Source organism: Rhodobacteraceae bacterium M382, from assembly GCA_025141015.1.
GTDB lineage: Bacteria > Pseudomonadota > Alphaproteobacteria > Rhodobacterales > Rhodobacteraceae > Aliisedimentitalea > Aliisedimentitalea scapharcae.
On the sequence record CP081098.1, the window covers coordinates 495135 to 509824 of the forward strand.

The 14690-nt window shown below is 60.0% G+C and carries 14 protein-coding genes; 9 read left to right on the top strand and 5 right to left on the bottom strand.

Annotated elements, in window-relative coordinates; genetic code table 11:
- Nucleotides 1–13: 13 nt before the first annotated feature.
- Together K3727_02190 and K3727_02195 are read right to left on the bottom strand one after the other, a co-directional pair.
- On the bottom strand, nucleotides 14–838 hold the full coding sequence (locus K3727_02190) for a hypothetical protein (protein UWQ91646.1): 825 nt from the start codon (nucleotides 836–838) through the stop codon (nucleotides 14–16).
- A gap of 11 nt (nucleotides 839–849) precedes the next feature.
- Entirely contained in the window at nucleotides 850–1260 is a 411-nt protein-coding gene (locus K3727_02195; GenBank protein UWQ91647.1) for a GFA family protein, read from the bottom strand.
- Between the two features lie 487 nt (nucleotides 1261–1747).
- Here K3727_02195 and K3727_02200 point away from each other — a divergent pair, with 487 nt between their 5' ends.
- Together K3727_02200 and K3727_02205 are read left to right on the top strand one after the other, a co-directional pair.
- Entirely contained in the window at nucleotides 1748–2296 is a 549-nt protein-coding gene (locus K3727_02200) for a cupin domain-containing protein (GenBank protein UWQ93240.1), read from the top strand.
- A gap of 152 nt (nucleotides 2297–2448) precedes the next feature.
- The gene (locus K3727_02205; protein ID UWQ91648.1) at nucleotides 2449–3099 is read left to right on the top strand and encodes a GntR family transcriptional regulator; all 651 of its coding nucleotides are present in this window, start codon (nucleotides 2449–2451) and stop codon (nucleotides 3097–3099) included.
- A gap of 103 nt (nucleotides 3100–3202) precedes the next feature.
- On the opposite strand, the gene K3727_02210 is transcribed toward K3727_02205, so the two are convergent.
- Complete coding sequence (locus K3727_02210) at nucleotides 3203–3907, bottom strand: type 1 glutamine amidotransferase (GenBank protein UWQ91649.1); 705 nt, start codon at nucleotides 3905–3907, stop codon at nucleotides 3203–3205.
- 82 nt (nucleotides 3908–3989) lie between these two features.
- On the opposite strand from K3727_02210, the gene K3727_02215 reads away from it, so the two are divergent.
- The 3 genes from K3727_02215 (at nucleotide 3990) to K3727_02225 (ending at nucleotide 7537) form a co-directional block, all read left to right on the top strand.
- On the top strand, nucleotides 3990–5249 hold the full coding sequence (locus tag K3727_02215; GenBank protein UWQ91650.1) for a cytochrome P450: 1260 nt from the start codon (nucleotides 3990–3992) through the stop codon (nucleotides 5247–5249).
- Between the two features lie 89 nt (nucleotides 5250–5338).
- Nucleotides 5339–6628, top strand: a complete 1290-nt coding sequence (locus K3727_02220; protein ID UWQ91651.1) for a glutamine synthetase family protein — start codon at nucleotides 5339–5341, stop codon at nucleotides 6626–6628.
- 198 nt (nucleotides 6629–6826) lie between these two features.
- A complete protein-coding gene (locus K3727_02225; GenBank protein UWQ91652.1) occupies nucleotides 6827–7537 on the top strand; it encodes an FkbM family methyltransferase in 711 nt (236 codons plus the stop codon).
- 270 nt (nucleotides 7538–7807) lie between these two features.
- Here K3727_02225 and K3727_02230 read toward each other — a convergent pair whose 3' ends face one another.
- Nucleotides 7808–9166, bottom strand: coding sequence for an aspartate aminotransferase family protein (locus K3727_02230; GenBank protein ID UWQ91653.1), 1359 nt, complete (start codon nucleotides 9164–9166; stop codon nucleotides 7808–7810).
- Nucleotides 9167–9216: 50 nt separating this feature from the next.
- Complete coding sequence (locus tag K3727_02235) at nucleotides 9217–9996, bottom strand: IclR family transcriptional regulator (GenBank protein UWQ91654.1); 780 nt, start codon at nucleotides 9994–9996, stop codon at nucleotides 9217–9219.
- 163 nt (nucleotides 9997–10159) lie between these two features.
- Between K3727_02235 and K3727_02240 the strand changes: the two genes are divergently transcribed.
- Genes K3727_02240 through K3727_02255 form a run of 4 tightly spaced genes read left to right on the top strand, consistent with a single transcriptional unit; the run spans nucleotide 10160 to nucleotide 14678 of the window.
- The gene (locus tag K3727_02240; protein UWQ91655.1) at nucleotides 10160–11104 is read left to right on the top strand and encodes a tripartite tricarboxylate transporter substrate binding protein; all 945 of its coding nucleotides are present in this window, start codon (nucleotides 10160–10162) and stop codon (nucleotides 11102–11104) included.
- Between the two features lie 60 nt (nucleotides 11105–11164).
- Nucleotides 11165–11695: a tripartite tricarboxylate transporter TctB family protein gene (locus tag K3727_02245; protein ID UWQ91656.1), complete on the top strand. Its 531-nt coding sequence runs from the start codon at nucleotides 11165–11167 to the stop codon at nucleotides 11693–11695.
- A 14-nt stretch (nucleotides 11696–11709) separates the two neighbouring features.
- Nucleotides 11710–13329: a tripartite tricarboxylate transporter permease gene (locus K3727_02250; GenBank protein ID UWQ91657.1), complete on the top strand. Its 1620-nt coding sequence runs from the start codon at nucleotides 11710–11712 to the stop codon at nucleotides 13327–13329.
- A complete protein-coding gene (locus K3727_02255) occupies nucleotides 13212–14678 on the top strand; it encodes an aldehyde dehydrogenase (protein UWQ93241.1) in 1467 nt (488 codons plus the stop codon). The genes K3727_02250 and K3727_02255 overlap by 118 nt, the downstream gene beginning before the upstream one ends.
- The last annotated feature ends 12 nt before the right edge of the window (nucleotides 14679–14690 follow it).

Sequence of the window (14690 nt, forward strand, 5' to 3'; positions counted from 1 at the left end):
CTGGGTGGGGAGATCAGCTGTGCAGGCTTTCCAGCAGCTGGCCTTGGGGCGTTTGCGGGGCAAGCCCGAGGGATTTGAAGATCCGCCAATAGAGCGCGATGTCATGGCCTATGACCGGCTTGCCCAGCACGGTTTCCAGTTCGGCGGCCAGATGCAGCGGGCGTTGCGGCAACCCGTCCGGGCCGGTTCGGAAATTGCACATGCCGTTGATCAGATACGCATCGGCGTTGGGGGCCTGTTCGGCGACATATTCGAAACTCTTGCGGGCCAGGTCGCCCTCGAATACCCAGCGCCAGGAGTTCACTTCTTCCTGGCTGTTGAACCATCCCTGATCGTGGAAATTTCCGGCCCAGAGCACGTCAAACCCGGCCTCCTTCAGGAACCCCACGGTGCCCTGCCACCAGGCCGGCCAATGGTAGGCGGCGTTCAGGGCGACCTTTTCCACATTCATCGCCCGCAACGCTTCGACCATGGCATAGCCGGCCATGTGGAACCGAGTGCCGTATTTGTCCGACAGATCCTCGCAATGTTGGCGGATGCCTTCGACGCCCAACCCCGAAGCATGGACCCAGTTCGATCCGACCTGACCGCAGACATCGACGCCGTTGCGGGACATGCAATGGACAAAGTCATCCATCATGCCAAAGTTCTGTTTGCGCTGGTCCAGACCGTGGGCGTAGTCGGGCACATGCAGCATCCAGCCATGGACCCCGACGCTGGCCGGTGACATCCGCAGAAAGTCGGACGGGGCGGCATCATAGTCAAACGGTGGGCATGTGAACCCGACCTGATGGGGAAAGAGTTTGTGCTCGGGGCGCCACGTTTCAGGCATCAGCATGTGTCAGAATCCTATTGGTCAGAGGGTGGTGTGTCGAAACCGTCGTGACGGGGCAGGGCGTCTATCCCGTCCAGCCATGGGGCGCGTTCGCGCAGCACCACCTGGCAATCCGGTTGGTACAGGGTCGCATCGTCCAGGGTGGCGGCGTGGATGTGCAATTCGCCCGGCCAGCGGTCCGAGCGAAAGTAGAGCCGGGTGCCGCAGGTTGGGCAAAAGCCGCGAAAGGTTCCTGGAGAGCTTTGATAATGGTTCGGGGTGCCGCTCCAGCTGACCTGCTTTGGATCGACCTCGACAAAGGCGACATAGGCAGATGACGCGGCCCGCTGGCAGCTTGTGCAATGGCAGATCAGGTTGCGCCCCCGTGGGCCGTCGTAGCGCCATGTAACGTCACCACACAGGCAACGCCCGGACAATTTGGTCATCGTTGGTCTCCGCGTTGGGGGGATCGACAAAGGCGGCTGACAGGGACGAGTCGCATTTGAGGCGTGGCGTTGGTTCGAATGGAATCGGATCTCCAAGTGCCAGGCAGGCAGCGGGTCCTTGGGCGTTTTGGCAGCTGAGTCGTTGTGTTGGGTTGCATCTGGGGCGCGCTGATTGGCGGCGCAAAGCATTGAAACAAATGATGTAAACCTGCCGGGTTCTCAGGCGATCCGCACAATCCGGTCGTCGCGGCCCAGACGAAGGACCGCGGGAGGGTGTTCAAGTTTGATACATTTGTTCCACGCATTGAGGAAATTGGTATGATTGATTGATGGGCTTGTCCATTCTATTTGCGACCAGGTCGGAATCGAGACATCGCTGACGGCGCTTGGCAGGTATCTCCGACTCAGAAATACAGCAAAGGAGGGGCCCGTGAGCCGAGTTCTGTTTGACGCCGCATTGGACGCGGTGCGAGATTTTCACGCCAATATGCCCACCGTGGCGGGGTTTCAGGCGTGGCCGAATGATATCGCCTGGGCAGATCGGGATGGTCATGCGCTCCCCGTCGTGCAGCTGGTTCAGTCGGATCCGGGGGGACCTGCCGCTGACGACGCAGAGGCCGGGCAGACCCGCAGGTTGCAGCAGGCGATCATGGCGCTGGCTCCGTATGTCGAATGGCGTCTGACCTATACCGAAGAAGAAGTCGGTGCCGATTTCCTGCAGCGGTTTGGGTGGTTTGAATTGGTCGGGCCCGATGGTCATTTCCATTCCACCCAAACGCGGATGACGGTCGGATACTGGGGGCGCGGGCTGTATTACCCGTGGCATGACCACGAACCCGAAGAGCTGTATTGCGTGGTGTCCGGAGAGGGTGTGTTCGAAGTGGACGGCGAACCGACACAGAAGTTGGGAGCCGGCCAAACCCGGTTGCACAGGACCTTTCAGCGACACGCGCTGACGACCGAGGAGCAGCCGATCCTGTGTTTCGTGGTGTGGCGCGGGGACGGATTGGCGGATGATCCGCGTATGTCCAGCTGACAGGGGCCGGACCCGGGGCTTGCCCCGGGCCAGGCCCAACGGGGATGGCTGCATCTGTGATGCAGTCAGACCGGGCGGGAGAGCCGCGAGGTGGTGTTCCGGTTTCCGGTCGGGCAGTCTATGGTTGCGGCAAAAGACAAGAAGGCATCCAGATGGCGGGACAGACGGAACAGGTTCTCAACGCGATTTTGCAGGACATCGAAGCGGGGCGGTTGCGTCCGGGATCGGCGCTGGACGAGGCCGATCTGGTCACGCGCCATGGTGTGTCACGTACCCCGGTGCGCGAGGCGTTCATCCAGCTGGAAGCCATCGGATTGATCCGCCGGTTGCCGCGCAAGGGGGCGGTCCTGTTCAAGCCGACCCTGGAAGAGTTTCTGGCCATCCTCGAAGTGCATGCGCGGCTCGAAGGGCAGGCGGCGGGGTTGGCTGCCCGCAGGTTGTCACCCGAGCAGGCGGCTGATTTGGAGGCCGTTGTTGTCGCCTGCGAGGTTCACGCCCGTGACCTGGGCGACGGGGCACCGGACGCCTATTATCAGCTGAACCTGCGGTTTCATGCGACGGTTGCGATGGGGTCCGGCAACCCGTTTCTGGTCGAGATGATCAAAACCAATGCCCGCAAGCTGATGGCCTATTACCGCGCCCGATACCGATATCCGGGGTCTATTGCGCAATCAGCCCGCGAACACCGCGAGATTGCAGAGCTGATTTTTGCGCATGACCGTGACGCGGCCGAAACGGCCATGATTGCGCATGTCCAGTTCGATCAGGTGACGGTGATGGACCTGTTGGCGGCGCTGGGGTAACCGCGACGGGGCGCTCCCGCCCGCGTGTTGCCGCATCTGCGATGCGTCACCCGCCGTTGGGCCGGGCAGCGCGCCCCAGGCGCGCTGTGTCAGCGCCTCTGGATCAGGACGCGTGTTCGAAAAACCGTGCGACGCTTTCGGCAAAGGCCTGTTGATCCGCCATTTCGGACAGGGAGGCGCGCGCACGATCATGGGCCTCTGGTCCCAGGGTGTCGCGCAATTCATCGGTCAAGGCGGCGATAAACCCGGGGTCCATTTCCGGGTGATGCTGTGTCGTGTAGATATGCTGCCCCCGGGCAAACCCGGTGATCGTCTCGCCGGAGGTCGCAATGGTTTGAACATCCGGCGGCAAGGTGCTGACCTGTTCGACATGCGAGCCATAGAGACGCAATTCGTCCGGCAAATCGCGTGCCCATGGCGGGCGGGCGCAGACCCGGTTGCGGGTCAGCCCGTGCACCCAACCCTGTGGGTTATGGTCCAACGTCCCGCCCAGGGCGACCGCGATTGCCTGATGTCCGAAACAGGCACCAAACATGGGCAATTTTTGTGCGTCCATCTCGCGGATCAGGCCCAGAAGCTGGTCCACCCAGGGCTCCCCGGACCGGACCGATGCCGGGCTGCCGGTGATCATGACCCCGTCGAATTTCGTGACATCATCCGGGAAAATGCCGTCTTTGACCGCAAACACCGCACAGGTCCAATCGGGGCGTACCAATTGCACCAGATTGGTGAATTTTTCCCCGTCCTTGGGGTGGCGTTGGGCAAAATCGCTTTCATCTGTGTTGGTCATCAGAATTGCCAAGTGCATGATTTTGTTTCAGCCTTTTTAGTTTACATATTTAAGCGTCTCTTTAATATACACAAGGCAAGCATCTACGGGAAGCCCTTCAATGACCATCTGGACACCAAATGACGACGGATTTGCCGACCTGAGCAGCCACGACAGCTTTGCCAATGGAGCACCGCACAACACGTTCGCCCGGTTGCGGCGCGAGGATCCGCTGCATTGGACGGACTATCCGGACGGCGAGAATTTCTGGTCTGTGACCCGGTATGACGACATCACCGTGATGAATAAGAACACCGAGGTTTTTTCGTCGGCCCGCGGCATTCGGATGGAGGATCAGACCTATGAGGAGTATCTGGCCCGGCGGACCTTTCAGGAGACCGACCCGCCCGATCACACCAAGGTCCGGATGAAGCTGCTCAAGGCGTTTTCAAACACGGTGATGCAGCAATACGAAGACGAAATCCGCACGCTGTGCGGTGAAATCCTGGACCAGGCGTTGGAAAAGGAAACCTTTGACGCGACCAAGGAAATCGCCCGCCAATTGCCGATGCGGATGTTGGGGCGGATTGTCGGTTTGCCGGATGAGGATCTGCCGTGGTTGGTGGAAAAAGGTGATGCGCTGATCGCCAATACCGACCCGGATTTCACCAGCCATGTGATGGACAAGCTGAAGACCGACGAATTCCGGATGATGCCGTTCAACTCTCCTGCAGGGGCCGAATTGTTTGTCTATGCCAAAGAGCTGATGGCGAAAAAGGAAAGAACCGGAGATACGTCCGGTGTTCTGCACATGATCCTGCAACCGGCCAAGGATGGATCGGTCATCACGGAAACCGAATTCCGCAACTTCTTTTGCCTGGTCGTGGCGGCCGGAAATGACACCACGCGATATGCGATTGCCGCCGGGATTCAGGCCATGTGCCATCAGCCCGAGTTGCTGAAGCAGATGCGGGAAGGTGGCGATATCTGGGACACGATGGCCGATGAGGTGATCCGATGGGCGACGCCGGCGCTGTATTTCCGCCGCACGGCCACGCAGGATTACGAGATGCACGGCAAAACCATCCGTGCCGGGGACAAGGTGCTGTATTGGTTCGTGTCGGCCAACCGGGATGACACCAAATTTGACGATCCTTTTCGGGTGGACCTGCGCCGGTCGCCAAACCGTCATCTGTCATTCGGTCAATTCGGTCCGCACGTCTGTCTGGGAATGTGGTTGGCCCGCCTTGAGGTGCGTGTCTTGTTTCAGGAGCTGTCCAAACGCATCCGCCATATCGAAGCGGCCGGACCACACAAGTTCCTGCGGTCGAACTTTGTCGGTGGTATCAAGGAATTGCCGGTCCATGTGCGGCGCGTATAAAATCGTCGCCACAATATAATGAATATGTTAAGTTAAGAGATCCGCCAAGAGGTCTTGGACTTTGCCCAAGAGGAAGAGGACATCATACCATGAAAACCCGGCTGCGCGCGCTGTTCTGCGACCATCTCAGCATCATGCGGGGCAAATACCTGCCCAACTCAAAAATCGGAGACGGCAGCACCCGGTTCTGCCGGTCCACGTTTGGCGTGCATTATGACCGCGACCTGTTGGATGCGCCCGGCGCAATGATGAAACAGGGTTTGCCGGACATGGAGCTGATCTGGCGTCATGATGACATCCGGGACAGTTGGCATGAGGCGACCCAGATTGTGTTGGGTGATCTTTATGACGATGCCGGGGAACCGCTGTCGCTGTGCCCAAGGGGGGCGTTGAAACGGGCCGTTGCAGGCTGGGAAGCCAAAGGGTTGACGCCCAAGGTTGGAATCGAGCTCGAGGCCTTTGCGCTGCAGGCCGACGACAATGGCCGGTTGGTCCCCTATGATGCGCCAGGTGGTGGCGTTTACGGGACCGGCCCGTTTGCCGACCCGCTGCGGTTCAATGACCGGATCTGGGCGATGGCCGATCAGATGGGCTTTTCGTTGGAAATGATCACAGCGGAATTTGACAGCCCGCAGTTCGAATATGTTCTGACCTTTGGCGATGCGGTCAAGGCGGTGGACGACATCGTGCTGTTCCGGCTGATGGCACGGGAAATCGCGCTGGAATACGGCATTGTCCTGACATTCATGCCCAAACCCATTGCCGAAGCAGGCGGTTCGGGGATGCACATCAACCTGTCCTTTGCCGATGAATCCGGTGGCAATGCCCTGTCATCAGGCACGCTGGGTGGGCCCGAGCATATGAATGATCTTGCCCGTGGGTGTCTGGCCGGGCTGATCCACCATCACCAGGGGCTCGCAGGGTTGATCGCCCCGACGGCCAATTCCTATATGCGTCTCCAGCCCGGATCGCTGTCCGGATACTGGCAGAACTGGGGCGGTGACCATCGCAATGTCACCACGCGGATCAGCTCCGAAGGTGGGGCCAAGGCGCGGCTCGAGCATCGTATGGCGGATGCGTCGTCGAACCCCTATACCTCTGTTGCAGCCGTGTTGCATGCAGCGCGATTGGGGATCGAAAATGGCCATAAATTGCCGCCGATGGAAACCGGGGACGGCTTTGATCGCACAGACGCCAAGACCGGAACAGCGATTGATCTGAGAGGGGCGGTGGCCGATCTGGAACGCGACAGCGCGTTGACCGAGGCCGTCGGGGCGGACCTGTGTGCCAATCATGTTTTCATGAAGCAAAAGGAAGTCCGCAAGACCCGGGATCTCGAAGGAGATGCGTTGCGCGATTTTTATGTCTACTTCATCTGAGCGCGCGTTGCGGGTGTGTTGAAAGCCTGTGGTGGCCTGTGGTGGTCAGTGGTGGCCTGTGCGAAGGCCGCCACAGTCGAGATGATTTTTGACCAGCCCATTTCTAATTCTTGCATTCAAACCGCCAGCGCTCAGAGTGTCTTGACAGCAAATCCCCCGGCATAAGGTGGGAAGAGAAGCAGTGAAAGGGACCTGAGCATGTCCAGCCAATCAGTGGAAATACCTGCGAGCGAAGAAATCGCGGCCGAATGCCTGGGCGTCAAAGTGCCCATGTCTCAATATCTGCATGAAAATCGGATCGAACGCATAAATTCGGCCGAATACGAAGGTCAGGAAATTCGCGGATCCCTGCATGTGGTGGGCGAAGAGGATGTGGTTCTGGAAATCGGCGCTGGCATTGGGTTGGTCGGTGCAGTGGTGGCAACCAATTGCCTGCCCAAGGCGGTCCACAGCTTTGAGGCCAACCCCGAACTGATCCCGGAGATCGAGCGTTTGTATCGGGTCAACGGGTTGGAGGGGGTGATCTCTGTGCGCAACACCGTTCTGCTCAGCGCAGCCGATCGTCCCGACAGTATCCAGTTTCACCTGCGCAACAGTTATCTGGGGTCGTCCCTGGTCGAAGCCGCTGGTCGTATCCGTAAAACCGTTGATGTCCCCACGGCCAGCTTTGCCGAGGTATGTGCGGATCTGAAGCCGACCGTGTTGGTGATGGACATTGAGGGCGGCGAACAGGAACTGCTGCGCCATGCGGACCTGTCCGGGTTTCGGGCGGTCGTGTTAGAGTTCCATCCCAAGGCCTATGGCATTGAGGGCATGCGCGAGTGCAAGAAGATCCTGACGGATGCCGGGTTTGAGCGGGTCAACGAAAAATCCACTCGTACCGTCTGGACCTGCGTCCGTCCCGCGTAGCTGTTGCCAGATGGCGCGCCTGCGGCGCAAGACGGTATCTCGTCGTTGCCCTTTGGGCGCCTCCTCGGGTTGGCACGGCGTGTCGACGGTGCGGGAGAATCCGGCTCCGGTTCTTCTCCTGGCCACAAATATCCCGGGGTGAATTGGTCTGTGGGCCAAGGGGGCCAAGGGGGCCAAGAGGGGCTAAGAGGGGCCAAGAGGGGCGGCGCCCTTCCTGGCCTATGATCATGAGTGCAATCACCTGCGAGACTGTGCAGGCAGTCGGCTGTGTCAGCCTGTGATCGCGGCAAGCCCGGCGTCCAGCGCATCCAGGATCACCGAGGCGTCTTCCCGGGTCAGGACCAGAGGCGGGGACAGGATGATATTGGGACCTGACACCCGAACCATTGCGCCATTGTGATAGGCGACCTCCTGCACGGTTGCGATTGTCTTTTTGTCGATCGGGGATTTGGTTTCGCGATCGGACACCAGTTCCATGGCGCACATCAACCCGTGGCCACCGCGCACATCTCCGATGGCGTCGTGTTTGGCCTGAAGCGCCAGAAGTCCCTGGTGCAGCTGTTCGCCACGGGCGGTCGCATTTTCCGGCACGTTGAGGCGTTGGGTTTCGGCCAGACAGGCCAGGGCTGCTGCCGCGCCGACGGGGTGGCCGGAGTAGGTATAGCCATGTCCAATGGCTGCTTTGCCGCTGGCATCCTGTTCAAAGGTTTCGGCCACCTGTTCGGCGATCATCACGGCACCGAACGGGAAATACCCATTGGTGATTGCCTTGGCGGTGCACATGAAGTCAGGCTGAACGCCCCAATGACGGGATCCGCTCCAGCTGCCGGTGCGGCCAAAGGCGGTAATGACCTCATCCGCGATCAGCAGGATGCCGTTCCTTGTGCAGATGTCGCGCACACCGGGCATGAAGCTTGGATGGGGGGGGATGACGCCACCCGCCCCCAGGATCGGCTCCATGATCATCGCGGCAATGGTGCCTGCCCCCTGAAACGCGATTTCGTCCTCGAGCGCCTGCAGGCAGAGCTGTGCCAGGCGCTGAGGGTCGGTTTCGTTGAATGGGTTGCGATACGTGTAAGGGGCCGGAATGTGGTAACACCCCGGAAGAAGCGGTTCGTATTGGGTCCGGAAATTTGCATTTCCGTTGACTGAGGCACCGCCCATGTGGGTGCCGTGATACCCTTTTTTCAGGCTCAGGAATTTGACGCGCCCGGTATCGCCGCGGATCTTGTGGTACTGGCGTGCCAGGCGCAGGGCGGTTTCCACGGAATCCGATCCACCCGACGTATAGAACGCGCGGGTCAACCCGTCGGGTTCAAAGAATGTGCGCAACTCTTCGGACAGCTGGATGACCTTGTCATTGGTCGTGCCGCGAAAGATCGAGTAATAGGGCAGCGTGTCCAGCTGCGCGGCGATGGCATCCTTGATCGGTTGGCAGGAAAAGCCGAGGTTCACGTTCCACAAACCGCCAACGCCATCGACGACTTCGTGGCCATCCACGTCCTTGATCCGGACACCTGATGCCCCGGTGACGATGGTGGGTGGGTTGGCGTGACTGTCGGCGGGGTGGGCCATGGGGTGCCAGACGGATCGGGCATTCATCTCTTTGAGGAAATTGGAGTCTTTCATGTGTCTTGCTCCTGTCGGCGACCCGGTTACGGACCGCGTGGGGGTGGGGGCTAGGCAGGGGCCATATGCGGAAAGGCGGCGGGGGCAATCCCGCCGATTCGATCGGTCAGTTCAGTGCCGAGCCTGAACAGCTCGGCCCGGATGGTGTCCTTTTGTGCGCCGGTGACACGGGCCTCGGGGGCCGCCACCGCGAGCGCACCTATGGGCGCGCGATTTGGGCCAAAAACCGGAACAGCATGCGAATGGACTTCGATTTCAAAACCGCCAACGGATTCGGCAATTCCGCGGCGTCGGACCTTGTCCAGCTCGGCCCGGATCTGTTGGGGATCGACAATGGTTCTGGGGGTGCGCGCCAGGAGGGGTCTGGACAGCACATCGTCGACGGTGGCCGGATCGGCAAAGGCCAATACGGCGAGCCCGGAGCTGGTCGCGTGATAGGAGAGAACCTCGGCGTCCTCCATTGTCACCTTTGTGGCGTGTTGGCGCGAATAGGCATGCGACAGAGAAATCAGATGCTCCCCCTGGAGCAGAGAAATATGGGTTGTTTCACCCGTGGCTTCGGACAATTCCCGCAGGATCCGGCGAGAGACAGAGAGAATCGGGACCGACGCTTCGCGCAGTGCAGCGAGTCTCAGAACCTGCGGTCCCAGCCTGTAGGACCGGTCAGTGTCGGCCTGTTCGACGAATCCCGAATCCTGCAATTCGCTCATCAGCCGGTAAACCGTTGCCTTGTTCATGCCTGACAGGCGGGTGAGGTCGCTCAGCCCGATTTCGGTACAGCTGTGGTTGAAATAATTCAACAAAGACAGCGCTTTGGACACGGTTCCCATGGGTGAGTTCAGGCTCCCTTTCGTATCGTTTCCGGGGCGAACCGGGGAAATCGAAATACTTGCGTTGTTATTTTGTTGACAGATTGGTGGGGGGTCTGTCAATCTAAATTCAAACCAATGGTTCGAATAATGAACCGATGAGAATTAACCAGGGAGAGACACAATGATGATCAAGACATTGCTCAAAGGTGCGTTGGCCGGGGCCGCGTTGACCATTTCCGCCGGGGCCGCGATGGCCGAGTACCCGGAAAAACCGGTGAACTTTATCGTGCCGTGGCCGCCCGGTGACCTCGAAGATGTGCTGACCCGGATGATTGCCGATGATTTCCAGGCGGAATATGGCGTGGCAGCGGCGGTCGTGAACAAGCCCGGCGGCGGCGGCGGCCCCTTTCCTGGTGCCATCGAAGTCGCCAATGCACCGGCGGACGGCTACACGATCGGGTCGTTCGTGATCGGGGTGCCGGTTCTGGGCCACCAGATCGACATTCCACCGTTGGCCCCGGCCAAATTCGACCCGCTGGGGATTTTCCTGACCTATCCGTTTGTCATCGCGGCATCGGCGGATGCGCCGTATGGTACGATGGCTGAACTGGCCGAACACGCCAAATCCAACGACGTCGCGCTGGGCCACTTTGGCGATGTGTTGACACCGACCCAGGTGACCAAAGCCTTTGCCGTGAATGCCGGGTTCAGCTGGGGATCGGACGCGGCGTTCGACGCGCTGGATTGCAATACGCTGGCCTCGGGTGATGCGGATGTGATCAACACCACGCTGCAGCTGATTTTGCCCTGCCTGGACAAGGTCAAGGTTCTGGTGTCGATCACGGACGAACGGATCCCGCTGATTCCGGACGCACCAACCATCGGAGAACTGGACAGTTCCCTGAACATCGCACTGTGGAACGGTCTGTTCGTGACCAAGGACACGCCTCAGGACGTCCGTGACAAGATCATTGCCGTGGCACAGAAAACCATGATGAGCGATCGCGCCCAGAAGGTCGCTACCGAAACCGGAGCCCTGGTCTATTGGCAGAATGCCGATGACTCGGCGGCCCGGGTGGCCGCGGACATCGAAACCGTCGCCCGGATCGGCGAACTGCTTCAGTAAAACGGTCTTGCACGGGCCGGGCCTTGGCCCGGCCTGCGCCTTGTCTGGAAAGTCGCGAACATGCCTTCCGAAAAAGAAAACCGCTTTGTCGGGCCGCGGCGCGGTCAGTTGGTCTTTGCCCTGTTTTTTGTAGTGGTTTCGATCGTTCTGCTGGGGCTGATCACCGAACAGACCCGCTGGGTCGAAAAATCCAAACTGTTTGCCCAGCCGCGGTTCTGGCCGGCTGTTGGATTGGGGCTGATGGTGCTGTTTGGCGGGGTCCATCTGTATCGTCTGCCGTGGCGGCATGTGTCGCGCTATGATTGGTGGGAAGTGCGCAAATGGGCGCTGGTTCTGGAATTTGCGGTCTGGTTCATGGTCTACGTCGTGACCGTGCCGATCCTGGGCTATCTGCCGGTGACGCTGATATTCGTTCCTGCGCTGAGCTGGCGCATGGGGTATCGCAGCCGGTTCATGATGTGGGTTAGTGTCGGTTTTGCCGTCTTTGTGGTTCTGCTGTTCAAGACGTTCCTGTCGGTCAAGATTCCGGGGGGGATGATCTATGAATATCTCCCCGGTGGCCTGCGCTCCTTCTTTATTCTGTATTTCTAGAGGGCTGACCCATCATGGATCTTCTGCTGTCCGCCGTTGAAATTCTGATGCGCTGGGATGTGGCGCTTGCCCTGCTGGCCGGGTCTGTTGGCGGTGTCCTGATCGGGGCGATCCCGGGGGTTGGTCCGGCCGTTGCCATCGCCATCCTGTTGCCGGCCACGTTTTCCATGGATCCCATTGTTGGCCTGACCGTGTTGCTGGGCATTTACGGGTCATCCATGTATGGCGGCGCGATTCCGGCCATTTTGATCAATACGCCAGGCACCGCCGTCAACGCGCTGACCACTTATGATGGCTATCCGATGACCGCGCGCGGAGAACCACGCCGCGCCTTGTCTCTGGCCTATTCCGCGTCGTTCTTTGGCGGTATCTTTTCGGTCATCTGCCTGATCCTGTTCGCGCCTGTGCTGGCCAAGGTTGCGCCCATGTTCGGCTCGCGCGAAATCTTCTTGGCGGCGTTGTTGGGGTTGATCCTGGTGGTTGTCGCGCATCGGGGGCAGGCGTTGATTGCCGGGGCCTTGGCGGCCTTTGGGATCTTTATGCAGACCATCGGGTTGGAGCCGGTCAAATATTCGCAACGCTATACATTCGGGTCTGATTTTCTGGGGGGTGGTATCAACCTGATCGTCGTTGTGCTGGGGCTGTTTGCCCTGAGCCAGGCGTTTGTCCTGCTGACGGATGAAGACGAAAAGATCCACCTGACCAAACTGCGTGGTGGCATGTTTCAGGGCCTGCGGGAATTGGTGCGTCATCCCCGTGTTGCCAGCGTGTCGGCGGCCTTTGGCGTGGTCATGGGGATGATCCCGGGGGTTGGTGAATTCACCGCGCAATTCATGTCCTACACATATGCGCAACGCTCATCCAAACGTCCGCAGGATTTCGGCAATGGCTCGTCCGAGGGGCTGATCGCCGCCGAAACCGCCAACAACGCGGTGCCTGCCGCCGCCATGGTGCCGCTGCTGGCGCTGGGCATTCCGGGCGAGGCGCTGACCGCGATGATGTTGTCGGTGTTTTATGTGCACAACGTGGTGCCTGGGCCTGGGCTGTTCCAGAACCAGATGGATTTTGTCGTCGCGCTGTATATCGCGCTGTTGATCCTGAACGTGCTGGTTCTGGTCTTTCTGCTGTTTGCCACCAAATCGCTGATCCAGGTGGTGCGTATTCCCAACCGGTTCCTGGGCGTCTGTATCCTGACGCTGTCCTTTGTCGGGGTTTACAGCTTGCGCAATTCGGCCGCCGACTGTGTGATGGCAGCGCTGTTTGGGGTGCTGGGGTATATCCTGAAACGCCTGTCGATGCCATCGGTGCCCATTGTGTTGGGCATGGTTCTGGGCGGTATCATGGAGGTCAAGCTGCGCGCCGGGATGGCGCGGGTCAAGGAGCCTCTGGATTTCATTGATCGCCCTGTCGCGTTCATCCTGTTTCTCATCATCGTTATCGTTCTTGCGAACCACTTCCGCCGGGTGCTGAAGGACCGCAAGGAACTCAAGGAGGCCGAATGGCAGACCAGGAACTCATCAATGCGCTTCGGCAAACTGATGTCGCGCCGCAAGAACTCTTTCTTGAAGGATCGTGGCAAGGTGGTACGGGCACGCCACTCGAAGTTACTTCGCCGATTGACGGATCTTATCTGACCACGCTGTCCGGCGCGTCCGTGGGCGATGTGGATCGCGCGGTGGCGTCGGCGCGGGCGTCGTTTGACGATGGGCGTTGGTCCCGGATGGCCCCGGCGGGGCGCAAGAAGATCCTGCACAAGATCGCCGACCGGATCGAAGCCGAAGCCGTTGCGCTGGCCGTGTTGGGGGTGCGTGACAATGGCACCGAATTCAACATGGCGCTCAAGGCGGAACCGGGGTCTGCGGCAGGCACATTCCGCTATTATGCCGAGGCACTGGACAAGGTCGGTGGAGAGATTGCACCCACCGCGCCCGATGTGCTGGGTCTGGTCCACAAGGCACCGGTGGGTGTTGTCGGCGCGATTGTGCCGTGGAACTTCCCGTTGATGATCGGCGCGTGGAAGCTGGCACCCGCGTTGGCGATGGGCAATTCCGTGGTGCTGAAGCCCGCCGAAACCGCGTCGCTGTCGTTGCTGCGGCTGGCGCAGATCTGTGCGGACTGTGGCCTGCCGGATGGCGTGCTGAACGTGGTCACGGGATCGGGCGCGGAAACCGGCGCGGCGCTGTCGATGCATATGGATGTGGACGTGCTGACCTTTACCGGGTCGGGCGGCACCGGGCGGCGGTTGCTGGAGGCCTCGGCGCGGTCGAACCTGAAGCGGTGCTATCTGGAACTGGGCGGGAAATCCCCCAACATCGTCTTTGCCGATGCGCCGGATCTGGCCAAGGCGGCAAAAGTGTCTGCGGCGGGGATCTTTCGCAATTCCGGGCAGGTCTGTGTAGCCGGGTCGCGGTTGCTCGTGCAATCGGACATTCACGATGAATTCGTCGCCATGTTACAGGCCGAAGCCCAAGCGCTGAGAGTTGGGGATCCGCTGGATCTGAACACCCAGATCGGCGCGGTGAATTCCGAGGATCAACTGGCCCGCAACCTGTCCTTTATGGACATGGTCGGTCCCGAAGGCGGCCGTATTGTCACCGGCGGCACCCGCATTTTGGCGGACACCGGCGGCACCTACATGGCGCCGACCATCGTGGCGGATGTGACCCGTGATGCGACCCTGTTCCAGCAGGAGGTGTTTGGTCCTGTTCTGTCGGTGACCAAATTCGACACCGAAGAAGAGGCGTTGAGCCTGGCCAATGCCACCGACTTTGGTCTGGCGGCCGGGGTCTGGACCGCGAACCTGGGTCGGGCCCATCGTATGGTCGCGGGTATTCGGACCGGCGTCGTGCATGTGAACACCTATGGCGGAGCCGACAATACGGTGCCCTTGGGCGGGGTTGGGCAATCCGGTAATGGCCACGACAAATCACTGCATGCGCTCGACAAATATGTTGATCTGAAAACCGCCTGGATTCAGTTGTGAGGCCAGAAATGA